This is a genomic window from Amycolatopsis sp. NPDC021455, assembly GCF_040640995.1.
In the GTDB taxonomy this organism is placed as follows: domain Bacteria; phylum Actinomycetota; class Actinomycetes; order Mycobacteriales; family Pseudonocardiaceae; genus Amycolatopsis.
In genome coordinates, this window is sequence record NZ_JBFACT010000048.1 from 1 (window position 1) to 25,839 (window position 25,839).

At 71.5% G+C, this 25,839-nt stretch carries 22 protein-coding genes; 19 read left to right on the forward strand and 3 right to left on the reverse strand.

Annotated features, from left to right (window positions below):
* Positions 1–222: 222 nt before the first annotated feature.
* On the forward strand, positions 223–393 hold the full coding sequence (locus tag AB0G28_RS35370) for a hypothetical protein (RefSeq protein WP_361099463.1): 171 nt from the start codon (positions 223–225) through the stop codon (positions 391–393).
* Positions 394–496: 103 nt separating this feature from the next.
* Positions 497–2,293: a hypothetical protein gene (locus AB0G28_RS35375; RefSeq protein ID WP_361099466.1), complete on the forward strand. Its 1,797-nt coding sequence runs from the start codon at positions 497–499 to the stop codon at positions 2,291–2,293.
* Between the two features lie 58 nt (positions 2,294–2,351).
* On the opposite strand, the gene AB0G28_RS35380 is transcribed toward AB0G28_RS35375, so the two are convergent.
* Positions 2,352–2,933, reverse strand: coding sequence for a TetR/AcrR family transcriptional regulator (locus AB0G28_RS35380; RefSeq protein ID WP_361099469.1), 582 nt, complete (start codon positions 2,931–2,933; stop codon positions 2,352–2,354).
* Between the two features lie 62 nt (positions 2,934–2,995).
* On the opposite strand from AB0G28_RS35380, the gene AB0G28_RS35385 reads away from it, so the two are divergent.
* A complete protein-coding gene (locus tag AB0G28_RS35385; protein WP_361099472.1) occupies positions 2,996–4,759 on the forward strand; it encodes an acyclic terpene utilization AtuA family protein in 1,764 nt (587 codons plus the stop codon).
* Positions 4,760–4,773: 14 nt separating this feature from the next.
* Positions 4,774–6,303: a CoA transferase gene (locus AB0G28_RS35390; RefSeq protein ID WP_361099475.1), complete on the forward strand. Its 1,530-nt coding sequence runs from the start codon at positions 4,774–4,776 to the stop codon at positions 6,301–6,303.
* 71 nt (positions 6,304–6,374) lie between these two features.
* On the opposite strand, the gene AB0G28_RS35395 is transcribed toward AB0G28_RS35390, so the two are convergent.
* A complete protein-coding gene (locus AB0G28_RS35395; protein ID WP_361099478.1) occupies positions 6,375–7,037 on the reverse strand; it encodes a TetR/AcrR family transcriptional regulator in 663 nt (220 codons plus the stop codon).
* 87 nt (positions 7,038–7,124) lie between these two features.
* On the opposite strand from AB0G28_RS35395, the gene AB0G28_RS35400 reads away from it, so the two are divergent.
* The 8 genes from AB0G28_RS35400 to AB0G28_RS35435 all read left to right on the forward strand — a co-directional run bounded on the left by AB0G28_RS35400 (position 7,125) and on the right by AB0G28_RS35435 (position 16,127).
* Complete coding sequence (locus tag AB0G28_RS35400; protein WP_361099481.1) at positions 7,125–7,985, forward strand: 3-hydroxybutyryl-CoA dehydrogenase; 861 nt, start codon at positions 7,125–7,127, stop codon at positions 7,983–7,985.
* Positions 7,982–8,287, forward strand: a complete 306-nt coding sequence (locus AB0G28_RS35405) for a hypothetical protein (protein WP_361099484.1) — start codon at positions 7,982–7,984, stop codon at positions 8,285–8,287. The genes AB0G28_RS35400 and AB0G28_RS35405 overlap by 4 nt, the downstream gene beginning before the upstream one ends.
* A 419-nt stretch (positions 8,288–8,706) precedes the next feature.
* On the forward strand, positions 8,707–10,530 hold the full coding sequence (locus tag AB0G28_RS35410) for an NAD(P)/FAD-dependent oxidoreductase (RefSeq protein WP_361099487.1): 1,824 nt from the start codon (positions 8,707–8,709) through the stop codon (positions 10,528–10,530).
* The gene (locus tag AB0G28_RS35415; RefSeq protein ID WP_361099490.1) at positions 10,527–12,059 is read left to right on the forward strand and encodes a hypothetical protein; all 1,533 of its coding nucleotides are present in this window, start codon (positions 10,527–10,529) and stop codon (positions 12,057–12,059) included. Before AB0G28_RS35410 ends, AB0G28_RS35415 begins: the two co-directional genes overlap by 4 nt.
* Complete coding sequence (locus AB0G28_RS35420) at positions 12,056–13,495, forward strand: MDR family MFS transporter (protein WP_361099494.1); 1,440 nt, start codon at positions 12,056–12,058, stop codon at positions 13,493–13,495. Before AB0G28_RS35415 ends, AB0G28_RS35420 begins: the two co-directional genes overlap by 4 nt.
* Before the next feature lie 195 nt (positions 13,496–13,690).
* Positions 13,691–14,059: a YciI family protein gene (locus AB0G28_RS35425; RefSeq protein WP_361099668.1), complete on the forward strand. Its 369-nt coding sequence runs from the start codon at positions 13,691–13,693 to the stop codon at positions 14,057–14,059.
* The gene (locus tag AB0G28_RS35430) at positions 14,056–15,267 is read left to right on the forward strand and encodes a DUF6596 domain-containing protein (protein WP_361099497.1); all 1,212 of its coding nucleotides are present in this window, start codon (positions 14,056–14,058) and stop codon (positions 15,265–15,267) included. Before AB0G28_RS35425 ends, AB0G28_RS35430 begins: the two co-directional genes overlap by 4 nt.
* Positions 15,264–16,127 carry a hypothetical protein gene (locus AB0G28_RS35435; protein ID WP_361099500.1) on the forward strand — a complete coding sequence of 288 codons (864 nt, stop codon included), beginning with the start codon at positions 15,264–15,266 and terminating at the stop codon, positions 16,125–16,127. Before AB0G28_RS35430 ends, AB0G28_RS35435 begins: the two co-directional genes overlap by 4 nt.
* A gap of 18 nt (positions 16,128–16,145) precedes the next feature.
* On the opposite strand, the gene AB0G28_RS35440 is transcribed toward AB0G28_RS35435, so the two are convergent.
* Positions 16,146–18,692 carry a hypothetical protein gene (locus AB0G28_RS35440; RefSeq protein ID WP_361099502.1) on the reverse strand — a complete coding sequence of 849 codons (2,547 nt, stop codon included), beginning with the start codon at positions 18,690–18,692 and terminating at the stop codon, positions 16,146–16,148.
* A 346-nt stretch (positions 18,693–19,038) separates the two neighbouring features.
* On the opposite strand from AB0G28_RS35440, the gene AB0G28_RS35445 reads away from it, so the two are divergent.
* The 7 genes from AB0G28_RS35445 (at position 19,039) to AB0G28_RS35475 (ending at position 25,817) form a co-directional block, all read left to right on the forward strand.
* Positions 19,039–19,278, forward strand: coding sequence for a Chromate resistance protein ChrB (locus tag AB0G28_RS35445; RefSeq protein WP_361099505.1), 240 nt, complete (start codon positions 19,039–19,041; stop codon positions 19,276–19,278).
* Positions 19,279–19,285: 7 nt separating this feature from the next.
* A complete protein-coding gene (locus AB0G28_RS35450; protein WP_361099508.1) occupies positions 19,286–19,726 on the forward strand; it encodes a YkvA family protein in 441 nt (146 codons plus the stop codon).
* 81 nt (positions 19,727–19,807) lie between these two features.
* Positions 19,808–20,341 (forward strand): hypothetical protein, encoded by a 534-nt coding sequence (locus AB0G28_RS35455; RefSeq protein WP_361099511.1) that lies wholly within the window; start codon positions 19,808–19,810, stop codon positions 20,339–20,341.
* Between the two features lie 57 nt (positions 20,342–20,398).
* Positions 20,399–21,244 (forward strand): class I SAM-dependent methyltransferase, encoded by an 846-nt coding sequence (locus AB0G28_RS35460; protein ID WP_361099514.1) that lies wholly within the window; start codon positions 20,399–20,401, stop codon positions 21,242–21,244.
* 197 nt (positions 21,245–21,441) lie between these two features.
* On the forward strand, positions 21,442–22,881 hold the full coding sequence (locus AB0G28_RS35465) for a DUF1996 domain-containing protein (RefSeq protein WP_361099516.1): 1,440 nt from the start codon (positions 21,442–21,444) through the stop codon (positions 22,879–22,881).
* Positions 22,882–23,139: 258 nt separating this feature from the next.
* Positions 23,140–24,783 carry a PQQ-dependent sugar dehydrogenase gene (locus tag AB0G28_RS35470; protein ID WP_361099519.1) on the forward strand — a complete coding sequence of 548 codons (1,644 nt, stop codon included), beginning with the start codon at positions 23,140–23,142 and terminating at the stop codon, positions 24,781–24,783.
* Positions 24,784–24,809: 26 nt separating this feature from the next.
* Positions 24,810–25,817, forward strand: a complete 1,008-nt coding sequence (locus AB0G28_RS35475; RefSeq protein ID WP_361099522.1) for an SMP-30/gluconolactonase/LRE family protein — start codon at positions 24,810–24,812, stop codon at positions 25,815–25,817.
* The last annotated feature ends 22 nt before the right edge of the window (positions 25,818–25,839 follow it).

Here is a 25,839-nt window from a genome sequence, read left to right on the forward strand (position 1 = left end):
GTCTTGAACGAGTCGTTCAGGACCTGGGGTGTCTCGAACGACTCGTTCAAGACACCCCAGCCCCGCAGCCCCGCGGGATTCACGGCTACCGCCGGCCACAGGAGCTCGCCGGGTACAGGTAGCCGCGCGAGGCAACCCGCATCACCACACCAGACATCGACGCTACTGAGAAAACCTCACTGGGGCGCTTGGGCCCGAACGTCAAACAACTGGCGATGCGACGTGGAGCTGCCGGAAGGCACGGACTGGGCGCGCTACGGTTTCACCGTGCCCGAAGTCGACGTCGTGCACTCGCTCGGCATGGAGATCTACGTCGGCACCGTCCAGCCCGCGATCCGCTGGCTGGGCGTGGTCACCTGGTGGCCCGGCGGTGGGGCCGGTTGCGCGGAATGACGAATCCCACCCCCTGATGGACGCACCGGTTTTGCGGGACTTCACGAAGACGCCGCCGTCCCGGCTCCGCCACCTTGGGACGGCTCGTGGAGAGGAGACCGGAATGCGAGTCGTCAGAGGGCGCCGGAGGACGGCGCTCGCTTGCTCCGCCGTCATGGTCGTTTCGTTGCTGACCGGGGCGTTTCCCGCGTCCGCGCAGGACCCGCCGGTCCGTCCGGGCCCGCATGAGCTGTCCCGCAGCGCGCTCGAAGGGCTCCTGCGCCGCACGAGTCCGCAGGAAGTCGACGCGAGCGTACGGCAGGCACGCCAGGCGGTGACGGACCAGGCGGCCCGGACGCCGGCGGCGACGGGGAGCGCGTCGGTCGTGCTCGCCGAGGGCCTGACCGCCGGCGGCGCGGCGGACTTCGTCGCCAAGCGCGGGCTGGACCTCATCAGCGGCGAGGCGAAGGTTTCCGTCGCGGGCGAGGTGTACACGTTGTGGTTCAACGACTTCGAGCGCATCGAGGGCACGGGGGCGCAGAAGCTCGAGCGCGCGGTCGGCAAGGCGCGGCTGCGCAACCTGCAGCAGGCGAACGCCGCACCGGCGGCCGAACAGGCGAAGCTGCGCGAGCTCGCCACCGCCGACATCCGGTTCTACCGCCTCGACGTCGCGGCCACGCACAGCCGGCTCGCGGACCTGGCGAACGACCGGTCGATCGCCGCGGTGGTACCGGACACCGACGACCGCAAGGTGACCGAGCTGCGGAGCCGGCGCGCGAAGATCGACGCCGCCCGGAAGTCCGGTGCCACCGCACCGCCGATCCGGCTGGAATCCGGTGATCCGGCGAAGAGCGGCACCACGCCGAGCACGCCCGTCCTGACGAACTCGGGCCAACGCTGCGCGTGGCGCCCGTCCGACGGGGCGCTGGGCTGCGAAACGGCCCACTGGGGCAAGGTCTCGGGCGACCCCGTGACCGACAGCGGCCTGGCGCGCCGCCAGGGACAGGTCGCGGCCGGAACGACGGCACCGGCGGCGTCGGCCGCGAACGCGCTGACGGACAGCAACGCGTTCACCGACTGCCGGGCGCCCTCGAACAACGAGGGCTGCCCCAACGACTTCACCTACTCGCCGCGGCCGCAGACCAGTGGCAGCCAGAGCTTCGCGGTCCTCGTCGACGCCTACCCGACGGGTTACGTCACGTTCTACGACTGCTACCTCGTGTGGGTCCCGAACAACGGCGGCAGCGAGAACGACGGCGGCTACTGGCAGACCGTGTGCTATCCCTACACCTACTACACGAACGCGTTCACCTACGGCGCGGCCGGGTGGCGGAGCACGTGGGGCGCCCAGACCACGACCGTGGCGCCGAACGTGACCAAGCCCGTCAGCACGCTCGCGTTCAAGGCGTCGGAGCTGAAGAACTGCGACGTCGACCAGTTCGGCGCGACCGCGACGTGCGACCCGTCCGACCAGAACGCGATCTACGTGCCCTACCCCGGGATCGAGGACGAGCTCCTGATCGACAACCCGGCCTGCACGGGCGGCGACCGCAGCGGCGACTCGAGCGACTGGGACCGGGGCTGCTTCTACCCGACCCTCGCGCAGAGCAACCTGCCCTCGCCGTACCTCGACACGACGTTCGGGGACCACCCGGGTGATCCGTACGACCTCGCGATCGGCTCCGCCAACCCGGCGGCGATCGCGGAGAGCTCGCCGTACACCAACTACGCCGAGTTCTTCTCGTGGGGATACAACGACATGGTGGGCAGGCGGGCCTGGCACGCGGTGTCCGTGGACTCGCGGGTCAGCCTCTCGGCCGCCTGTGCCTACGGCAACGTGATCGGCCAGCCGGACGCTTTCTGCTACTTCCCCGTGGATTCGGTGCGGGTGTCGGAAGTGGCCTACTTCAGCCCCGCCTGACCCGCACCGGCGAAGAGCTGGAGGGGTCGATGCCGCCCGGTCCGGGCGGCATCGGCCTTCAGCTCACCTGGATGCCCACCGCGTCGAGGCAGGCGTCGATCCTCGCGCGGAGGGCGTTCGCCCGGGCCGCGGTGCCGGCGTCCGCGTTCTCGTCCTGGTGCCGGGACACCTCGATGATGCCGCCGATCAGGAAGTCCGCGAGAACGCCGGCGGACCGCTCCGAAAGCCCGGCCGCCAAGCGCTCGCACGCCGGGCGGATCAGGTCCCGGTAGGCGTCGGCCGTCTGCTGGGAAGCCGCACTGGGATAGAGGTTGCGGTACAGCCCGGCGTGCTCGGCCGTGTAGTCGCAGAGGCGGTGGATCAGGGCCACCGGGTGCTCGCCGTCCGTCTCCGCGGCCGCGGCCTGCAGTGACGCCGCCACTGCCGAAGCAACAGCGTCGTCGCGGTCGCGGAAGTGCTGGTAGAAGACCTGACGACTCACTCCGGCGCGCTGCGTGATGTCGCTGACGGAGATCTTCTCCACGCGCCGCTGCTCGATCAGCTCGAAGGCCGCGCGGCGCAGCCGGTCGCGGACCCGGGCGGCCCGGGGATCGGGGCTGCCGGTGCGCGCCGGTGCCCGCAGCCCTTCGTTCGTTGACACGTGTCCACAATAGCCGTAGCGTCGATTTCGACGACAGGTGTCGACGAAATGAGGTGGCCGGGATGGCACGTCCGGTCCGGATAGCGAACTTCTCCGGCGCGATGGGTGACCGGTTCTCCGCGTTCGAAGAGGCCGTCCAAGGCGACCCGGACGTGGTGATCGGCGACTCGATGGCCGAGATCACCATGTCGATGGTGGTCGCCGGCTTCCACCGGAACCGCGAGGCCCGGCGCGGGTTCTTCTCCGAGTACTTCCTGCGTCAGCTCCGCCCGCAGCTTTCCGCGATCGCCGGGAAGCGGATCAAGGTCGTCACCAACGCCGGGATCTACCACCCCGCGGGCCTGGCCGAGGCGATCCGCACCGAGGTCGCCGCCCAGGGGCTGGACCTCAAGGTCGCCTACGTGACCGGCGACGACCTCACCGACACCGCCAAGGACCTGATCGCCGACGGGCAGCTCAACCACCTCGAGACGGGCGCGCCCCTGGAGATCGACGACCTGCTGGCGGTCAACGCCTACCTCGGCGGCTGGGGCATCAAGACCGCCCTCGACGCGGGCGCCGACATCGTGATCACCGGCCGCGTCGCCGACGCGTCCCTGGTCACCGGGCCGGCCGCGTGGTGGCACGGCTGGGACCGCGGCGACCTCGACCGGATCGCCGGCGCGACCGCCGCCGCCCACATCATCGAGTGCGGGCCGCAGGCCACCGGCGGGAACTTCGCCGGGTTCACCGGCCTCGCCGACAACACCCTGCCCGGGTTCCCGATCGCCGAAGTCGCCGAAGACGGGAGCTTCGTGATCACCAAGCGGCCGGAAGACGGCGGAGCGGTCACCGTCGACACCGTCACCGCGCAGCTGATGTACGAGATCCAGGGCCCGCGCTACCTCAACCCCGACGTCACCTGGCACACCGACTCGATCACCCTCGCCCAGGAGGGCCCGGACCGGGTCCGCGTCACCGGCGCCCGGGGCAGCGCGGCGCCGGAGACGACCAAGGCCGGCGTCAACTTCCAGCGCGGCTACCGCGGTGCCACGTGGCTGTTCCCGACCGGCCTCGACGTCGACGCCAAGATCGACGTCCTCAAGGCCCAGGCCGAGCGGGCGCGGCAGGACCACCCCGTCGAAGAGCTGCACTTCTTCGTCTGCGGGCAGCCGGTCCCCGATCCGCGGGACCAGTGGCAGGCCACCGTCGCGGTGCAGGTCGCCGTCGCCGCACCCGACGCGAGCACGGTGTCCGGGTTCCTGAACCAGTTCTGCTCCTACGGCCTCGGCAGCATCCCCGGCTTCTACATCGACATGACCCAGATGTACTCGATGGCCGGGCAGCCGCGCATCGACTACTGGCCAGGCCTGGTGCGCCAGGCCGACCTCCGCCACCGGGCGCACCTGCCGGACGGCCGGGTGGCCGACATCGCTCCCCCGCCGGACACCGCCCCCTTCACCGGCCAGCCCGAAACCGCTTCGAGCACCACGGATCCGGCGTCGTTCGGTCCTACGGTGACAGTCCCGTTCGGACAGACCGTCTACGCGCGCGCCGGCGACAAGGGCGCCAACGCCAACCTCGGTGTCTGGGCCCGCGACGCGGCCGCGTGGCCGTGGCTGGCGACGTACCTGACCGCCGACCGGCTCCGCGAGCTGCTTGGCTGCCCGGACGCCGTGGCCATCGAGCGCTACGAACAGCCGAACCTGCACGGCATCTCCTTCGTACTGCGCGGCTACTTCCCGCCCAGCGGCTCGGCGAACCTCGCGCTCGACCAGATCGGGAAGTCCCTCGGCGAGTTCCTGCGCGCCCGCCACGTCGACGTCCCGACCGCCCTGCTGCCCTGACCGGAGAGTCCACAGTGGAAACCACCGACCCGCGAGCGTTGCGCGAAGCCATGCTCAAGGCCGTGCACGACCGCGCCACCGACGACGAGTTCGACCCGCACGCAGAGCTCCGCGCCGTCCTCGCCCCGCTCGGCCTCACTCCCGAAGACAGCGGCGGCACCATCACCTTCCTCAAGCGCGACCCGCTGATGCCCAGCAGCATTCGGATCGGCGGCGCGGCCGCGGTCGCGCTGGCCCAGCAGTCGGTGATCGCCGCGAAGCTGTGGCGCATGCGCACCGGCCTCGGCCAGGACATCACCGTCGACCTCGGCCAGGCCATCCGCCGGCTCGCCCCGGCCTCGGAAATGAAGTGGGAGACCCTCAACGGCTATCCGGCCGACATGCCCGACCGCAGCGTCTTCGCCTACTTCGGCTTCTACCCCACCCGCGACGGCCGCCGCGTCATCCCGCCCAACATCTACCCCGGCCTCAAGTCGAAGATGCTCGCCGTCCTCGACTGCGCCGACAACCCCGAAGCCCTCGGCCGCGCCATCGCCCGGCACACCGCTGACGAGCTCGAAGCACTCGGCGAACAGCACGGGATCGTGTTCGCCAAGGTCCGCAGCGTCGAGGAGTTCGTCGACGAGCCGGTGTTCGAGCACCTCGCGTCCCGGCCGCTGATCGAAATCGAGAAGGTCGCCGACACCCCGCCCGAACCGCTGCCGGACTGGGGCACCCACCCGCTGTCCGGCATCCGCGCGCTGGGCATGGGCCACGTCATCGCCGGGGCCGGCATCGGCCGCTCCCTGGCCTCGCTGGGCGCGGACGTGCTCAACGTCTGGCGCGTCGCGGAGTTCGAACAGGACCCGCTCATCGCCACCGCGAACGTGGGCATGCGCTCCACCCGGCTCAACGTCCGCGGGCCCGACGGCCAGGAGACCCTCCGGGCCCTGTTGCGGGACGCGGACGTCTTCTTCGCCAACCGCCGCCCCGGCCTGCTCACCGAACTCGGCGTCGACGCCGGACAGGCCTTCGCCGTGCGGCCCGGCCTCATCCACGTCACCGCCAGCTGCCACGGCGAGACGGGCCCCTGGGCGCGGCGCGTCGGCTTCGACCAGGTCGCCGGGACGGTGACCGGCATGGTCGTCGCGGAAGGCAGCCTCGAGGAACCGAAGCTGCCGCCGACCTCGATCATCAACGACTACCTCGTCGCCTGGCTCGGCGCGACCGGCGCCATGGCCGCCCTCGCCCGCCGCGCCACCGAAGGCGGCAGCTACCGCGTGCACGTGTCGCTGACGCGGGCCGCCATGTGGGCGGTGACCCTCGGGTTCTTCGACTGGGACTACGTCCACCGGGCCGTCGGCAGCGGCGGCGAACACGAGCTGCTCGACCCGCAGCTGTTCACGTCCCTCACCCCGCTCGGGATCTACCAGGGCGTCACCGAGAACGTCACGCTGTCGCGGACTCCGCACCACTACCTGAACGTGCTCTCACCGCGAGGAGCCGACCAGCCGGTCTGGCTGCCACGGCCACGGAAAGTCGACGTCGCGACCCTCCGGCGGTGAGCCCGGCCAGGGCGTGACCTGCCCGAACGCTACGGACCACCAGGCCACGGCAGCACGCACCGGCGGCGCCGTCACCCGGGTTCACCGAGGAGCCGGTTCAGCTCGGGGAGCACCGTGTCGAGGTCCTTGCTCGTCCGGAAGACCACAATGGACGATTCGGCGCCTTCGCGGGGGCGGCTGAACAGGCCGACAGTCTCCGTCATCGCCGCGTCGAACTCGCGCTCCGGGTCGCTCGCCTGGCCGCGCAGCCACCTGCGCAGCACGTGGTTGTGGGCGTTCACCACCGCGCCCGCCATCAGCTCGGCGCGCAACGCCGTGTCCGGGCCGCCGCCCATCCAGCGATGCAGGAACCGGCGGAAGAGCCGCTGGTACTGCTGGACTCCCGCGATCTCGCGGTCGCGCAGCGCCGGGACGGTGCGCGTCAGGCGGTAGCGGGTCATCGCCCGCTCGCCCTCGGCGAGGTAGTGCCGCAGGACCAGCCGGGCCGCCTCGGTCACCGCGATCAGCGCCGTCCGGTCGGTCGAGCCCGCCAGGCGGGACTCGATGGCCCCGAGCAGGACCTCGTGGTCCGGGAAGATCACGTCTTCTTTCGTGGGGAAAGTGCGGAAGAAGGTCGTGCGGCCGACGCCGGCCCGGTCGGTGATGTCGTCGACCGTGGTCTGCTCGTAGCCGCGCTCGGCGAACAGAGCGAACGCCGCTTCGACCAGGCGCTCCTTGGCCGGTCTCGCCGACATACCCGCTCCTCCCGCCGCGTGGCGGCCGTCACCTTCAACTACCCGTCGGTACTGAGTACCGTCGACATGGTACCGAGTCCCAGAGAGGTGGCGGCGATGGAACGCGTAGGCGTGGTCGGATGCGGGCAGATGGGGGCCGGGATCGCCGAGGTGTGCGCCCGGGCCGGGCTCGACGTCGTGGTCGTCGAGGCGGATCCGGCCGGCGCGGACGCCGGGCGGCGCCGGCTCGAGACCTCGCTGGCCCGCGCGGAGAAGAAGGGCAAGATCCCCGACGCCGCCGAGGTCCTGCGCCGGATCCGGGTCACCGAGACGCTGGACGACCTGGCCGACCGCACCTTCGTCGTGGAAGCCATCGTCGAGGACGAAGCGGTGAAGACCGAACTGTTCCGGCAGCTCGACAAGATCGTGGCCGCCCCGGACGCGGTCCTCGCGTCGAACACCTCGTCCATTCCGATCATGAAGCTCGGCACGGCGACCGAGCGTCCCGCCCAGGTCGTCGGCGTGCACTTCTTCAACCCCGTCCCGGTGCTCCCGCTGGTCGAGCTGGTGCCCAGCCTGCTGACCGCCGAAGCCACCGTCGACCGGGCGCGAACCCTCGCCCAGGACGCGCTGGGCAAGCAGGCGATCCTCTGCCAGGACCGCGCCGGGTTCGTGGTCAACGCGCTGCTGATCCCGTTCATCCTCGCGGCGATCCGGATGTTCGAGTCCGGCTTCGCGACCCGCGAAGCCATCGACGAGGGCCTGGTCCGCGGCGCGGCGCACCCGCAGGGACCGCTCGCGCTCGCCGACCTGATCGGCCTCGACACCACCAAGGCCGTCGCCGAATCGCTGTACGAAGAGTTCAAGGAGCCGCTGTACGCGCCCCCGCCGCTGCTCGCCCGCATGGTCGACGCCGGCCTGCTGGGCCGCAAGACCGGCCGCGGCTTCTACACCTACGACCGGTCATGACGGAGTGCCAGTGCTTGTGCGCCCCGGCCGGCCACCAGCACCAGATCTGCACCGGGACAGCGGAGTACGGGAAGGCCGTCCGGCTCCCGGGAAGCCCGGCGACGACACTGGTCCCGGCGTGCACGCCGTGCCAGCACGCCACCCGGACGGGCTTCCCGCCGCGGCCGCTCCCGTCGGAGCCCGTCCGGCGGGCTCGTAACCTGGGCAAGCGTGACTGGGACGACGCCGCACTCGCCCGGCCCGGCCGGCGTTCCGCGCGCTGGCCCGGTCAGCCGGCGCAGGAGCCGCCGGCCGGGAGCTGAGCCGAGGCGCCGGATCGTCTCGTCGGCGTACGGGGAGGCCGGTCAGAGTGGCCGGCCCCGGCGCGGCCACGCGAAGGCGAGCCAGCCGACCAGGGCCCGGAACCACGCGGTGGAGCACGGCCGCCGCGACGGCGACCGGTGACTGGAGCCGGTCAGCCAGCACCAGCGCGGCGATCGGCACCACCGGCCCGGTAACCACGGAAGCCGCGGCCGCGAGCCGGTCCGTGGGTTCGACAGTGCCGCTCACGAGCCGGCCGTCGATGAAAGCGCTTTCACGGAACCATACGTCGAAGCCGGCCCCCGGGGGTAGCCCCGCGACCGATCTTCACGCTAACCTGGTTCAAGCACGTGATTTAACTCCGCGCTCAGTCCGGCTCGCCCCGAACTCACGTCCTGCCCCGGCAGGCGGAAGGGAACACATGTCCTCCCGACCGGTCGCCCCGGACCGCCCGCGCCTCACCGCCGAGGAGCTCGGCTTCGACCCCGACGTCCTCCGCGCGAAGTACCGGGCGGAGCGGGACCGCCGCCTCCGTCCGGACGGCGCGGCCCAGTACCGGCGGGCGGCCGGCGAATTCGGGTACTACGCCGCCGATCCCTACACCGAACGCGTCGACCGGGACGCCGTGCACGACCGCGTCGAAGCCCTCGTGATCGGCGGCGGCTTCGGCGGGCTGGTCACCGGGGCCCGGCTGCGCCAGGCCGGCGTGACGGACATCCGGATGCTCGACGAGGCCGGCGACTTCGGCGGCACCTGGTACTGGAACCGCTACCCCGGCATCCACTGCGACATCGAGTCCTACTCCTACCTCCCGCTGCTCGAGGAAGTCGGCTACGTCCCGAAATGGCGGTACGCGCCCGGCGAGGAGATCCGGCAGCACGCGATCGCCATCGCGAAGCACTTCGACCTCTACCGCGACACCCTCTTCCACACCCGCGCCACCGAGCTGCGCTGGGACGACGACACCGCCGAGTGGGAGGTGCGCACCGACCGCGGCGACGCCTTCCGCGCCCGCTATGTCGTCGTGTCCTCCGGCACGCTGACCCAGCCGAAGCTGCCCGGCATCCCGGGCATCGAGTCCTTCCGCGGGCACACCTTCCACACCAGCCGCTGGGACTACGGCTACACCGGAGGGAGTCCCGAGGGCGGCCTGGACCGGCTCGCCGACAAGAAGGTGGCCGTGGTCGGCACCGGCGCGACCGGGATCCAGGTCATCCCCCACCTCGGCCGGGACGCGCAGCACCTCTACGTCTTCCAGCGGACGCCGTCCTCTGTGGATGTTCGCGGCAACCGCCCCACCGACCCGGACTGGGCCGCCTCCCTCAAGCCCGGCTGGCAGCGGGAACGGATGGACAACTTTCTCACCATCGTCACCGGCGGCCACGCCGAACACGACCTCGTCGGCGACGGCTGGACCAGCAGCGCCCGCCTGCAACGCCAGATGCTCAGCGGCACCCTCGACACCTCGCTGTCGGACGAAGACCGCGAATACCTCGACGAGATCGCCGACTTCCGCAAGATGAACGAAATCCGGGCCCGGGTCGACGAGATCGTGACCGACCCGGCCACGGCCGAGCTGCTCAAGCCCTGGTACCGCTACATGTGCAAGCGGCCGACGTTCAGCGACTTCTACCTGCAGACGTTCAACCGCCCCAACGTCACCCTGGTCGACACCGCCGACCACGGCGGCATCACCCGGATGACCGAGACCGGTGTCGTCGTCGGCGACCGCGAGTACGAAGTGGACTGCGTCATCTTCGCGACCGGCTTCGAGGTCGGCATCTCCGGCATCCTCTCCGGCACACTGCCGGTGTACGGCCGCGACGGCGTCCCCCTGCTGCAGTCCTGGGCCCGGGGACCGAAGACACTGCACGGCTTCTACAGCCACGGCTTCCCCAACCTCTTCCACCTGGGGTCGCTGCAGAACGCCACCGCCGTCAACTTCGTGCACATCCTCCAGGAACAGGCCACGCACATCGGCGCGGTCGTCGCCGAGGCCCGCAAGCGCGGCGCCCGCCGCGTCGAGCCCACCGCTGCGGCCGAAGAGTCGTGGGTCGCCACCATCCGCGCCCATTCCCGCGACAACTACCGGTTCCTGGCCGAGTGCACGCCGGGGTACTACAACAACGAAGGCAAGCCCCGCGCGCACACCAACTCCTTCAGCCCCGGTCCGGTCGTCTTCCACGACCTGCTGCGGCGCTGGCGCTCCGACGGCGGCCTGGACGACGTCCTGGCCGGCGCGTGAACAGCCTCCGCGCGCGCCGGCTGACCCGGCCGACGCCCCTGCGCGGCTCGAACGGCGTCGCCTTCGGCCCGGACGGCCGGCTCTACGTCGCCCAGTTCCTGGCCGGCGAGATCAGCGCCGTCGACCTGGCCACCGGCGATGTCGAGGTGGTCGTGCCCGCGGACGGACCGGTGCAGGCGCCGGACGACCTCGCCTTCGGCGCCGACGGGTCGATGTACATCACCGACCTCGTGCCCGGCCGCGTGTGGCGACGGCATCCCGACGCCACGTTCACCCTGGTCACCGATCAGGTCCGGCTGCCGAACGGGATCGCCTGCATCGGCGACTGCCTGTTCGTCAACGAGATGGTCCCCGGCGGCCGGCTGCTCGAACTGGGCCAGGGTGAGCCGAAAGTGCTCACCGGCGGGCTGGCGATGGGCAACGCCATGCAGCTCGGCCCGGACGGCGCCCTCTACTACCCGCACATGCTCACCGGCGAGGTCTTCCGGATCCCGCCCGACGGCGGCACGCCGGAGCTCGTCGCCGCCGACGTCCACGAGCCGGTCGCCGTCCGGTTCGACCTCGGGGGCGTGCTGCAGGTGCTCTCCCGCGGCGCGGCCGGCATCGTCACCCGCGTCGACCTGTTCGGCACCGGCGACCGAACCCTGCTCACCAGCGGCCTTTCCGGTCTGGACAACGCGGCCTTCGACACCGAGAACCGCATGTTCGTCTCCAGCTTCGCCGCCGGCGGCATCACCGAACTGCACCCCGACGGCCGGACCCGCGAGATCGCGCCCCGCGGGTTCGCCGGACCCTACGGCGTCACAGTGGACTTCGGCGGCACCGTGTTCACCGCCGACCACTACCGCGTCGCCGAGCCACGGCACCCCGAAGGCGATGTCACCACGACCGAACTGCTCACGTTCACGCACGGCATCGCCGCGGACGGCGACCTGCTCCACCTGACCTCGCAGTACGGCCAGGTCCGGACCTACGACCGGGCCACGCGGACGGTCCGCACCCGGGCCGAAGGCCTGGACCAGCCCCTCGGCATCGCCGTCGGCGCCGACGGCACGCTGGTGGTCGCCGAGGCCGGCGCCGGCCGGGTGCTGGCCATCGACACCGACGACGAGGTCACCGAGCTCGCCACCGGCCTCGGCCGCCCGGTCGACGTGGCCGTGGACGACGAAGGCGTCTGGTACGTCAGCGACGAGGCCCACGGCACGGTGTACCGCCTGGACGACGGCGCGCCGCTGCCCGTGGCCGCGGATCTCGAGGCGCCGCAAGGGATCGCCGTGCGCGACGGCCGGCTGTACATCGCCGAAACGGGCCCGGGCCGGCTCGTCGCAGTGGACCTGGCCACCGGAGAGACGGGGACGACGGACCTCCCGGCCGGCCCACCCGCGCCCAGGGACCTGCCCTCGTTGCGCGCGCACGGCCTCCCCGGTGTGCCCCGGCCGTTCGCCGGTCTCGCCGCGGGGCCCGGTCAGTCCCTCTACCTCACCGCCGAGGGCACGATCCTGCACCTGACTCCCGCGGAGCACCCGTGACCACCATCGCCGCTCCGCCACGCCGTCAGGTTCTCCAGGCCCTGAGCGGCCTGCTGCTCGCGTTGTTCGTCTCCACCTTGAGCAGCACCGTGGTGGCCACGGCCCTGCCGCGGATGCTGCACGAGCTCCACGGCTCGCCGACCCAGTACACCTGGGTCGTCACCGCCACCCTGCTCGCGGCCACGGCCACCACCCCGATCTGGGGCAAGCTCGCCGACCTCTTCAGCAAGAAGACCCTGATCCAGACCGCCGCGGTGGTGTTCATCGCCGGCTCGGTCGCCGCGGGGCTCGCCCAGAACGCCGGGCAGCTCATCGGCGCCCGCGCGCTGCAGGGCGCCGGCGTCGGCGGCCTGCAGTCGCTGGTGCAGATCGCCATCGCCGCGATGATCCCGCCCCGGGAACGCGGCCGCTACGCCGGCTACCAGAGCAGCGTCACCGCGCTGTCCACCATCGGCGGGCCGCTGCTGGGCGGCTTCATCGTCGACACCTCCTGGCTCGGCTGGCGGTGGTGCTTCTTCATCGGCGTGCCCGTCGCCGCCGTCGCGCTCGTCCTGCTGCAGCTGACGCTCCGGCTTCCGGTCGTGCGCCGGGAGAACGTCCGCATCGACTACCTCGGAGCCACCCTGATCACCGGTGGGGTCAGCCTGCTGCTGATCTGGGTGTCCTTCGCCGGCGACTCGTTCGCCTGGGCCTCGTGGCAGACCGTCGTGCTGGTCGGCGGCACCGTGGTCCTGCTCGGGCTCGCCGCCCGGGTCGAGACGCGCGCCGCCGAGCCCGTCGTCCCGCCGCGCATCATCCGGCAGCGCACCACCGCGCTGGCGATCCTCGGCAGCCTGGCCGCCGGGACCGCGATGTACGGCGCCGCGGTGTTCCTCAGCCAGTACTTCCAGGTGAGCCGAGGCCGGACGCCCACGGAGGCCGGGCTGCTCACCATCCCGATGATGGCCGGCATCCTCGTCGCCTCCATCACGGCCGGCCGGATGGTCAGCCGCTCCGGCCGCATCAAGCCCCACCTCGTCACCGGCTCGATCAGCCTCACGACCGGGTTCGCGCTCCTGGGGTTCCTCGGCGAACGGACACCGCTGGTGTTCATCGCGGTGGCGATGGCGCTCATCGGCGCTGGCGTCGGGATGACGTTGCAGAACTTCGTCCTGGTCGTGCAGAACGCCGTCCCGCTGCGGGAGGTCGGCGCGGCCAGTGCCACGGTGTCGTTCTTCCGGTCCCTCGGCGGCACGATCGGCGTCGCCGTCCTCGGCGCCGTCCTGGCCCGCCAGGTCGCCGGCGGCACCGCACGGGGCGTCCCGGCGCCGACGGCCTACGGCGACGCGACCGGGCACATCTTCGCCATCTCCGCCGGTGTCGCCCTGCTCGGAGTGCTCGCCGCGATCCTGCTCAAGCCCGTGTCCCTGCGCACCAGCCTCGACAAGACGGGCTGATCCGGCTACCCCGCCGGCAGCAGGGTGAGCACCTCGTCGGTGGTGGCGGTTCGGCGCGGGGATCGGTGATCGCGTCGGTCACCACGGTGACGCTGAAGCCGAGGTCACCGCCCCGCCCGCGGATCCTGTCGAGTTACGGTCGTGCTGTTCGTCATCCTCTTCGACGCAAGCACCACCGCCCGAGCTGGAGGACACGTGCAGTACATGCTGCTGATCTACAACTGCGACCGCCCCGAACCCGACGATCCGCGCTTCCCCGACGCACTGGCCAGGGTGAACGCCTTCGCCGACGAATGCCGCCGACGGGGCGCCCTCGTCGCCGCGCACCCGCTGCAGGGCGAGCACACCGCGACCACCGTGGCCGTGCGCGAGGGCAAGACGCTGATCACCGACGGGCCGTTCCCCGAAACCCACGAGCACCTCGGCGGCGCGTACGTCCTCGACTGCCGCGACCTCGACGAAGCCCTGGAACTGGCCGCACTGTGCCCGATGGCCGCGGACGGCACCATCGAGGTCCGGCCGCTCGCCGGCGTCCCGGGCCACCGGACCGCGACCGGCGCATGACCGCGGCGCCCGTCCTGCAGGCGACCTACCGCGAACACCGGACCCGGATGCTCGCCGCGCTGGTCCGCGTCCTCGGCGACTTCGAACTCGCCGAAGACGCGCTGCAGGACGCGTGCGCGCTGGCCATGCGCACCTGGGACGACGCGGTTCCGGACGATCCGGTCGCCTGGCTGCTGACCGCCGCCCGCAACAACGCCATCGACCGGCTCCGCCGCGCCCGGCGCGGCCGGGAGAAGCTCGCCCAGCTCGACGCCCCGGAGGTGACCACCATGGACCTCCGCGCGGAGAGCCTGGCCGATGTGGGCGACGAGCGGCTCAGCCTGATCTTCACCTGCTGTCACCCGGCGCTGGCCGAAGAAGCCCGCGTCGCCTTGACCCTGCAGGCGGTGGCCGGGCTGACGGCCGGGCAGATCGCCCGCACGTTCCTGGTCGGTGAACCGACGCTGGCCCAGCGGCTGGTCCGGGCCAAGCGCAAGATCCGCGACACCGGGATCAGCTTCGCGGTCCCGGCCGACCACCTGCTGCCGGAGCGGCTCTCCGGTGTCCTCTCGGTGATCTACCTGATCTTCACCCAGGGCTACACCGCCGGCCCCGGCCGGCCGGAGTTCCGCGAGCTGCAGCAGGAGGCGATCCGGCTCGCCAAGCTGGTGGCCACGCTCATGCCCGACGAACCGGAGGCGCTCGGCCTGACCGCCCTGCTCCTCCTGCAGGACTCCCGCGCCGCCGCGCGTTACACCCCCGACGGCGAGGTCGTCCTGCTCGAAGACCAGGACCGGTCGCGGTGGGACCGCACCGAGATCGCCGAAGCGGTCGGGCTGCTCGACCGGGCGCTGCGCCTCGGCGCACCCGGGCCGTACCAGCTGCAGGCCGCCATCGCCGTCCTGCACACCCAGGCCCCGACGGACTGGGCCGGAATCGCCGGGCTCTACGAACGGCTCCTGGAACTGGCGCCCTCCCCGGTGGTCGCGCTGAACCACGCCGTCGCCGTCGCCATGGCCACCACCCCGGCCGACGGGCTCGCCCTCATCGACCGGATCGAGGGCCTCGACCGCTACCACCTGTTCCACGCCGCCCGCGCCGATCTCCTGCGCCGCCTCGGCCGCGGCACCGAAGCCGCGGCCGCGTACCGGCGCGCCCACGACCTCGCCACCAACCCCGCCGACCGCCGGTACCTCGCCGGCCGGTCGCACGCTCTGGAGTCCCCATGAGACTGTCCATTCTCGACTGCGGCCACCGCCGCCGCGCCAAGCTGTTCCTCGCCGTGACGTCGAAGTCGTCCGGAGTGGACAGTCCTGACATCGTCAAGCTGCTGCTGTACCGGCCGGGGCTCTTCGCCCGCCCGCTGCTGCACCTGACCGCCGAAGCGATGCGTGGCCCGTCCTCCTGGACCGCCGCCGAGCGCGAGTACCTCGCGATGTCCACGGCGAAGGTGCACGAGTGCCCGTTCTGCGCGGTCACCCACGCCGAACTGGTACGGATCGCGAGTAGCGGCGAGATCGACCCGGACGACCCCCGCTCCGCACGTCCCGAACTCGAGGCCGTCCGCGCCTTCCTCGAAAACGTCAGCCTGAACCCCGGCCACGTCGACCCCGCCCCGGTGGCCGCGTTGCCCCGGCAGGCCGTCCTCGAGGCGCTGCGGGTGAACCTCGTGTGGAACATCGTCAACCGGCTCGCCAACGCGTTCGGCTTCGTCCTGCGCGACGGCCAGCTCGAAACCGGCACCCGGTCCCTGCACCGGTTCGGCTACCGCTTCCCCGGCTTCCTGATCGCCGACGGCCACTACACCGACCTCGGCGACCCCGCGCGGAACCTGCGTCACGCCGTCCTGGAGACACCGGGCGAGACGGACCGGGCGATCCGCAAGGCCGCCCTGGACGGCGACGAGCTGCCGGAACCACTTCGGTCCTACGCGGCCGACGTCCGCGACGCCTCTTACCAGATCTCCGGCATCGACGAGCTCAAGGCAGCAGGCTACAGCGAAGACGCGATCTTCGAAGTGACCGCGGCCGCGGCCGTCGGAGCGGCGCTGCGCAGCTACGACGCCGGCCGGCGGGCGATCGAAAACTGAGCCCGGCGGCCACGTCATTCAAGAATCCATCGTCCAGGCCGTGCGGAAAAGCCGGGTGTGCGCCATCGAGATCCCCGGGCTCAGCGCGAGCGACCGCCGCGCCGTGGCCAGCGTCGACAGGCATTTCGCACCGCCGCCGGGTTTTTCCGCCTCGCGGATGCGCTCGGCGACCTCGGCCGGGTCGAAGAACTCCAGCACTGTCGCGGCGAAGAGCAGGAACGCCGCCAGCTCGCTCCCGAGGCGCACCGCCGACGGGATCGGCTCCCCCGGCGCCACGGCCGGTGCCCACGACGACAGCTCGTCGTGCCACTTCAGCAGCGACGGCACCGTCGCGTCGGCGGGCGTGAGGTCCGCGACCTTGGCGAGCAGGTCGATGTTCAAGGCGTCGAACGGGTCCCGCATCAGCTCGTGCCGGATCGCGTCGGCCCGCGCTTCCGCCTCGCGGCGGCACATGGCGAGCGCGACCGCGCCGAGCTCGATCTCGTCGCCGTCGGTACGGTGGGACACGAGCTCCCGCGCGCTGCGCCGCAGATCGCGGGCGAGCCCGCCGGAAAGGACGTAACACAGACCGACGAACGGCTTCGTCCAGCCCAGCAAGAGCCCGTAGACGATCCTCCGCGAACACCCCATGTCCAGCAGACGCACGGAAAGCACGTCGTCGAACGCGCTGTCGAAGACGTCCCGGAACGGTGCGCCGCGGCGCTCGAAACCGGCCGCGGCGTCCTCCGACACCGAGACGAGGAAGAAGCACCCGGTGACGCCGAAGACGCTTTTGATGTCGTTGAGGAAGTTCTCGACGTCCTGGTACGAGCGCAGCTTGTCCAGCTCGTCCACACCGATCACGACGGTGTGCTGCTGCGCCACCGCCGCCAGGAACGCGCGCAGGTCCCCCACCAGCTCGGGATAGGTCTTCGCGATCTCCTGGCGGGTCTCGCCGCGCTTGCCGCCGACGTCGAACCCGATCGCGCCGCCGGCCTTCACCGCCATCGACCGCTCGTGCGCGAAGCTCTGCTGGTACCGGATCCCGCGCAGCCGCTCGACCGCCAGCTCGCGCAGCTGTCTCTCCGCGGAGAGCGGGAGCTCGTCGGGAAACTCGACCCGGGACAGCAGGTTGCGAACTCGGTGGGCCAGCACGAACGCCGGGATGCTGACCAGCACGCCCGCCACCGCCCCGAGCAGCTGCCAGGTGTGGCTTTGCCAGCCGTTCCCCGCGGTGATCATGATCAGCCCGTCGACCACCAGCGCGGGGACCACCACCGCCGGCCACACCTTGTCCTTTCGCCGGGCCTGCAACCGGATCGCACCGCGCGCGGGGACCAGCTTCACGTTCCGGACGAACAACGCGGTCGTGGCGATCATGGCCGTGCCGAGCAGCACCGTGCCCGCGTCGGCGAACGGATGCATGACCCACAGCGGCCGGTGAAGACCCAGCAGGGCCAGCAGCCCGGCCGTGACGGCCAGCGCGCCGCCGCCGAGCACCATCAGCCAGGCGTGGACCCAGCGCAGCGGCGCCCCGGCGAACCGGGGTTCGGGCTCGCTCTCCGACCGCGCGGTCGTGTCGCCGTCACCGCCGATCACCCGTTTGCACAGCTCGGCGTAGAGGTGCAGAACGAAGTCACGGGGCTGGTAGGCCACCGGCGCCGAAACGACCACACCGAGCCGCGGACGCTTCCCGGCCGACCGCTCGTGCTCCTCGTCGTCGGGCAAGCCGTGCACCCCGCGTGTGGTGGCGAAGAACCGCACGAGCGTCGACTTGCCGACGCCGCGTGGCCCGGCGATCCCGAAACTGCCGTCGCTGCGCTCACGGATCATGTGTTCCAGCCGCTCGTAGGCGTCCGTGAGCACGATCCGCTCGGTGGTGACGCTCTGCCGCAGCCCGTCGAACGACTTGACCCGCATCCGCGGCGCCGTTTCCTCGGTCACCGCGGTGTTCAGGGCCGTCAACGCGCAGCTGAACACCGCCGATTCCAACGCCTGGACGGTGTCGCTGCGCCGGACTTCCCAGTCGGTTTCCAGCGCGCGGAACTCGAGCGCCTCCCGCGCCCGGGGCCGGGCCGCCGCCAGCAGGTCCACCTCCCGCCGCACCAGTTCCGCGAGCAGCGCTTCACAGACGTCCAGCTCGGCTTCCAGCGCGGCGGCCGAGTCGTCAGGCAGGTCACGGCGCGGCACTACCACGTTCGTCCGGCGTTCCAGGCGCAGCCGGATCTGTCTCAGCTCGTGAGTGCTCTCGGGCAACGGCTCCGCCAGACTGAACTCGTCGACCACGCTCCGCATCGTCATGACGCCTTCGACCAGCCCGGTCAGCACCTCGAGGCCGACCGGTCCCGCGGCCTCGACGAGCAGCTCGTGCAGGCGGTTCCCCACCATCTCGGTACGGTCGAACTGCTCGCGCAAGGAGGAGAGGAGCATTTCGCGGTTCGCCAGGATGACCGCGAGCAGATCCGGTGGATCTTGGAGGGTCTCCAGCTCCTCCCGGATCTCCCTGCGCGCCCGCACGGCGGCGATCGCTTCGACGAACAGGTCGTTGAAGTCCAGCGAAAACGGGCCCTTGGTCGGCCTCGGCATCGGATCCAGCTGTCCGGACATCACACCGGGGAGTCGCACCGGCCGGACCGGGCGCTACACGGGGATCCCGGAAGGCGTCCTGCGGTGCCGCTCGGGACTGCCGGGTGCCGGGTAGACAGGGCGCGCTGCGCGGCTCATGCCGGGCCCCTGGTCGATCACGTGCACCTGGACGCCAGGAACCCGCACGGAAGACCGGGCCGGGGCAAACCCGAGATCAGGCCGAGCTCCCGGCGCCTGTTACGGGCGTAACATCTCGATGTGACTGTCGAACCGCGCGGTGCGGGCCGGCTGCTGGTCAGCGTCTCCACCGCGGGCGACGCCGAATACGCCGAGGTTCCTCGAGCGGTTGCCGGAGCTGCGGCGGGAGCTCGCCGACGAGCGGGCTCGCGGCAACGCCACCTACGCCGAAGTCGAGGAGTCCGAAGCCGGCCTGCAGCGGTTCCGCGGCTGGCTGGACAAGATCGCCGCCCGGGACTACTTCGGCGCGCCGGTCGGCCAGGACGCCCGCGAGGCGGTCGAGCAGGCCGCCGCCGAACTCGCCGCCTTCGAAGAAGCCGCCCTGCGCGCCGAAGCCCCGGGGCGGTGACGCATCCGTGACCGGCTCGTTCTGGGGGGACCTGCTGATCGGCGTCGCCGGCGCGGTGCTGCTGGCGTGGCTGGCCCTCGTCGTGGCGCTGCTGGTGATCCGGCCGCGCGGCGGGCTCCTGCGGGAAGCACTGCGGCTGCTGCCCGACGTCCTGCGGCTCATCCGGCGCCTGGCCGCCGACCGGACCCTCCCCCGCGGCGTCCGCGTCCGGCTCGGGCTGCTGCTGGCCTACCTCGCGCTGCCCATCGACCTGGTGCCGGACTTCATCCCCGTCCTCGGCTACGCCGACGACGCCATCATCGTGACCGCCGTCCTGCGGAGCGTCGTCCGCCGAGCCGGGCTCGACGCCGTCCGCGTCCACTGGCCCGGCACCGACGACGGCTTCGCCGCACTGGCCCGCCTTACCGGAATTCGCGCCGCCGCGGAACCCGGAGGTCGCGACGGGTGAAGCCCACCGGGCCGCGCCCCGCGACATCCAGGGCCGCCCGGTCCCGGCACCCGGACTCCGATCACGGCTAACCTGGGTTCCGTGAAACGTGCCGACCGCCTTCCGGCCCCCTTGCGCGGCGGAGTGCTCGGGGTGGTCACCGCGGCGATCGGCATTTCGGCGCACGTGGTCGGCGGCGGCACGGTTCCCCACACCGGGCTGACCGTCGGCGTCGCCCTGCTCGTCGCCTGGGCCGGCACCGCGCTGGCCGACCGGCAACCCGGCCCGGCCGCCACGGTCGCCGCGCTGGCCGCGGGTCAGGCGATGCTGCACGCCGTCCTCGTGCTGCCCTCCGGGCTCGGCCACCAGCACCCGCCGGCCGGTTCCGGCCTGCTGACGATGCTGGCCGGCCACACGACCGCCGTCCTGCTCATGGGATTGCTGCTGGCCTGGACGGACACGGTGGTCCTCGCGGCCCTCCGGATCGTCCGCCGCGTCCTGTGCCGGATCCGGACGGCGGTCCCCGCGCACGCGCCGCTTCGGGTGGCCGTGGTGCCCGCCGTCCCGCGCGACGGTGCGAAAGAAGTCCTCCTGCGCCGGGCCCGTTCCCGGCGCGGGCCGCCGCTGTCGGCCTGACTTCCGCCGCACCCGCCGGACCCCGGCGGTCCCCCACCGACCCGAAGAGGTTTCCGCATGCCCAAGCCCACCCTGCTGCCCGACGCCGTCCGTCACGCGAAACGCGTGGCCGTCGAAGCCGAAAAACTCTTCCACCGCGCGCTCACCACCGTCGGCGCCCGGCAACCCGAATCACGGATCTCCGCCGACGCCCAGGACTACTGGCGGCGTCCCGCCGACGCGACGTGGCGCGGCAACTCGCACTGGCGCGACGCGCCGGTGTTCGGCGGCACCGACCTCTGGGACCGGATCGGCGCCCGGCACCTCGAGCTGTTCGACGCCGGCGCGCGCATGTGCGGCTTCGAACGGCCCTGGCACCGCGTGCTCGAATGGGGGTGCGGCGGCGGTGCCAACGCGGTCCGCTTCGCCCCGCGCGCCGGGGAGTTCATCGGCGTCGACATCTCGGCGGAAACCCTCCAGGAGTGCGCGAAGCAGGTCGGCGCGGTCTGCGACACGCCGTTCCGGCCGATCGCGATCGACGTCGCCGATCCCGAGTCGGCCGTTCCGCGGGTCGAAGGCCCGTGCGACGTCTTCCTGTCCTTCTACGTCTTCGAACTGGTCCCGACCCCGGAGTACGGGGAACGCCTGCTGCGCATCGCCCACGAAGTCCTCGCCCCCGGCGGGCTGGCCCTGATCCAGATCAAGTACTCCGACGGCCGGTGGCGCACCCGGTCCCGCCGCCGCGCGTACCGCCGCGGGCTCGCCGAGATGACGACCTACCCGATCGACGAGTTCTGGCAGCTCAGCCGGGCGTGCGGGTTCGCCCCGAAGGCCGTTCACCTCGTGCCGCGCGACGAGCTCGACGAGCGGTACGCCTACTTCTTCCTCAAGCGTGAGCCTGCCGGGAACTTGGTAACGAAATGATAACGGAGACATGACCTTTTGAACCCTATGTCGGATTTGCCCGTTTCACCGGATGTCGGGACCAGCGGCCGGAAGTCCGGACCTCCGGCCGCTCCCCCGGGTCCCGCGCGTCCGGACCGGACGTGTCGCCGGTTGCCACCCGGGCCGCGCCTTGCCTTGGCGCGTCCGGGAAAACCCGATTGAGGTGAACAATCCCCATGCCCCGAAAACCCGCCACGGGACGCCACCGCATCACCCGCCGCACGAAGATCGCCACGCTCGGCTTGGGCCTGGCGCTGGCCGTCGGCGCCTTGGTCGTCGCCACCACGACCGGTGGCACCGACACCGCCGGAGCGTCCGAAGTGGACAAATCCTTCTTCGTCGACATCACGAAGGTTCCGAAAGGCACGAACGCCGACCAGGCGCTGCAACGCCAGGGCGCCCGCGGGACGTTCACCGTCGACTGCGGCCGCAACGAGAACCAGCACTTCAACCCCGACAACTTCATCGCCCAGCCCGGCGGCCGCAACGGCGCCGAGCACCTGCACGACTACGTCGGCAACCTTTCCACCAACGCCGACTCCACCAACGAGAGCCTGGCCAAGGCCGGCACCACCTGCAAGAACGGGGACAAGTCGACGTACTTCTGGCCGGTCATCCGCATCGACACCGAGGAAGACGAAGAGAACGCGCCGGCCAAGGACGTCTCCCGCGATCGCGAGCAGGCGAAACAGGAGAAGGCCGGGACGCAGGTGGACTGCCCCGACGTCGCCAGCAAGCTCGCCGACGTCCCCGACCGGGCCGCCGCCGAGGTCGAGCGCAACCTCGACCTGCTCGACAACCAGGTCGGGGAGGCGAACGCCCGGATCGCGCGCGGGGACCTGAAGTCGGAGCAGGACATCCGCAACGCCGTGCTGAACCCGCTCGGCGACAAGCGCAAAGCGACTCTCGACCGCATCGCCACCGCCGTCGGCCGGACCGGGGCCGAACCGGAGGACCTCGGCGGCCTGGCGGCCTGCGCCCTGAAGAAGAACGGCCAGGGCGGCCTCGACAACGGCGGCGGCAACAGCAACGGCCGGCCCGCCGAACTGCCGGGCGTCAACGACAAGAACGAGATCGGCGACAACGAAGGCGAAATCCAGCGTGCCGAGCGGGCCGACCTGACGTTCACCAGCGGCGGCGCCCGCAAGGTCGTGGCGATGCCGCAGTTCCTCCGGATCCTCTACGGCGACGCCAAGCAGAGCACGAACGGCCCGGCCAACGTCCGGCCGAGCTGGACGTGCAGCGGGTTCGAAGACCGGCTCGTCGACAAGTACCCGATCTGCCCCGAAGGCAGCAAGGTGACGCGCATCCACAGTTTCCCGAACTGCTGGGACGGCAAGAACATCGACAGCGCCAACCACCGCTCGCACATCGTGTTCTCCGACCAGCAGGGCCGCTGCCCGCAGGGCTTCCGGAACGTCCCGCAGCTGCGGATCACGTTGACCTACAACATCCCGCGGGACGTGCAGGTCAACGGACAGTACAAAGTGGACGCCTTCGAGCAGGAAAACCACAACCCGCGCTCGGACCACGACGACTTCGCCAACGTCATGGGCCAGCGCCTGATGAACCAGGTGGTCCGCTGCATCAACAGCGGCCAGCGCTGTTCGCAGTGACCGTTCCGCGTGGGCCCGCGCTCCGCGGGCCCACGCGCGGGTTCGCGGCCGCGCCGGTCCGGTGAGCCGCTTCCCCGCGACGGCCGCGCGCCGCTCGCCGAAATGGTTGGTTACCCGCTCACCGGACTTGTCGGCGGCCAACGGTTTGCGCTACCGTAACTGGGAGCGCTCCCAGTGTCCTCGTTTCCGTGAGAGAGGAACACCATGCGAGCCACCCCGAGGAGGAAGCGCACGGTCCCCCGCTCGAGCCTCCGGGCGGTGTCCACGGTGGTGCTGCTGGGCTTGGGTGCCGTGCTTCCGTCACCCGCCACGTCGGCCGCCACCGCGAACGCCGCCGCCGACACCACGCCACCGACCGCACCGGCCGACCCCCGCACCTCGAACCTGACGTGCACGTCGGTGGTGCTGTCGTGGTCGGCGTCGTCCGACGACGTCGGCGTGGCCTTCTACGACCTCTACCACGACGGGCAGCTCATGCGGTCGGTGCCGGGCACGGCACTTTCGGCCGAGCTGACCGTCGTGCCGGGGGCCACCTGGGGCCTGTACGTCAACGCCCGCGACGCCGCGGGCAACGTCTCCCAGGCCAGTCCCACGGTCACCATCGCCGTGCCGCAGTGCCAGGCCGACACCGAGCCGCCCACCGTCCCCACCCGGGTGACGGCGACCGCGTCGGGCACCACGGTCACCGTGCGGTGGGCGCCGGCCACCGACAACGTCGGCGTCACCGGCTACGAGGTGCTCCGCGACGGCACCCAGGCCGGCTCGACCAGCGGCGCGGCCACGACGTCGTTCACCGACAGCGGCCTGGCCGCGAACACGCGCTACCGGTACCAGGTGCGAGCGCGCGACGCCCGGGCCAACCGGTCGGCCCCGAGCACGCCGGTCGTGGTCACCACCGGTTCCTCCTGCGCCACGGCGCTGTGCTCGGTCACCAGGGTCACCACCGAAACCGACCTGCCCTGGGGGCTGACCACCCTGCCCGACGGCCAGGTGCTCTACAGCCGCCGCGACACCTTCGAAATCGTCCGCCTCGACCCCGCCACCGGCACGAAGACCGTGGTCGGCAAGATGCCGAACGTGACGGGCACCGACGGCGAGGGCGGCGTCCTGGGCATCGCCGTGGCCGCCGACTTCGCGGCCGATCCGTGGCTGTACGTCATGCACACCAGCTCGACCGACAACCGGGTGGTGCGCGTCCGCTACACCGGCGGCGTGCTCACCGGCACCCCGCAGGTACTGCTGACCGGCATCCCGCGCAACAAGTACCACAACGGCGGCCGGCTGCGTTTCGGGCCCGACGGCAAGCTCTACGCCTCGACCGGCGACGGCCAGAACAGCGCCTGGGCCCAAGACCTCACCAGCCTCGCCGGCAAGGTCCTGCGCATCAACCGGGACGGCACCATCCCCGCGGACAACCCCTTCGGCACGCCGGTGTGGAGCTACGGCCACCGCAACCCGCAGGGCCTGGCGTTCGACTCCCAAGGCCGGTTGTGGGAGCAGGAGTTCGGCAACAACGTCATGGACGAGACCAACCTGATCGTCCGCGGCGGCAACTACGGCTGGCCCGCCTGCGAGGGCACCACGGGCAGCTGCGGTGACCCCGGCTTCATCGCACCCAAGCACACCTACCCCGTCGCCGAGGGTTCGTGCAGCGGCATCGCCGTGGTCCGAACCGGCCTCTACGTCGCCTGCGAGCGCGGAACACGGCTGTACCGGGCCGAAATCTCCGGTGACAGCCTGACCGACGTCCAGCAGTACCTCAACGGCACGTACGGGCGGCTGCGCACCGTGGAGCCGTCCGCCGACGGCGGTCTGTGGCTGACCACCAGCAACTACGGCGACAAGGACAGCATCCCGAACAACAGCAACGAAAGCATCCTCAAGGTCGAGCTCGGACGCTGAACCTAGCGCACGGAAGGAGAGCCGTCATGGCGCACCGCAGGACCTCCCGCCACCGTCGCCTGTGGACGGTTCCGGCGGCGGCGATCGCCCTCGCGGGCGCAGTGACGCCCACGGCGTCCGGCGCCGTGACGGCCTCACCGTGCACACCGGGCGCGACCTACGGGCCGCCATTGCCGGCGCCGGCGGTGACGTCCCAGCTCATCCGAGGAGGATTCAACTTTCTCGAAGGACCCACCTGGGACCAGCGAACGGGCACCCTGCTGCTGTCGAACATGCAGAATCCCACCGGTCCGCAGGGCGTGCAGCCGTCGGCGGTGCTCCGGTACACGCCGCCGGCCACCTTCGAGACGTTCATCGCCGACTCCGGCAGCAACGGCCTGGCGATCACCGCCGACGGCACGCGGGTGCTCGCCGCCACCCACGACAACCGCACCGTCTCCTCCTACAACCTCACCGACCGCGGCCGGACGACGGTCGCGGCCGGCTACCTCGGCCGCGCCTTCAACTCCCCGAACGACCTCACCACCGGCCGGGACGGCACCACCTACTTCACCGACCCCGACTACCAGCGCGGCAACCGCGCGGACCAGCAAGGCGGCCGGACCAGCGTCTTCCGCGTCCACGACGGCGTGGTCAGCCTGGTCGACGACACGCTGCGGGAGCCGAACGGCGTCGTCCTGTCCCCTGACGGCAAGACGCTCTACGTGGGAGCCACCGGTACCAACGTGATCATGAAGTACACCGTCTTCCCCGACGGCAGCACCGGCAACCGCACGACGTTCGCGAGCATGAGGACGCCCGACGGCGCCACCATCGACTGCGCGGGGAACCTGTACTGGGCTTCCTACGACGAAGGACTCGTCCACGTCTTCTCACCGACGGGCGCCCAGCTCGGCACCGTTTCCGCCGGCCGCAACACCACGAACGCGGCGTTCGGCGGGCCGGACGGGCAGACGCTGTACCTCACCTCCGGTGTTTCCGGTGGGTTCGGCCTCTACCAGACACACCTCAACGTGCCCGGCAACCCTTACTGAGCAGGGAGCCCGTCAGCCACGG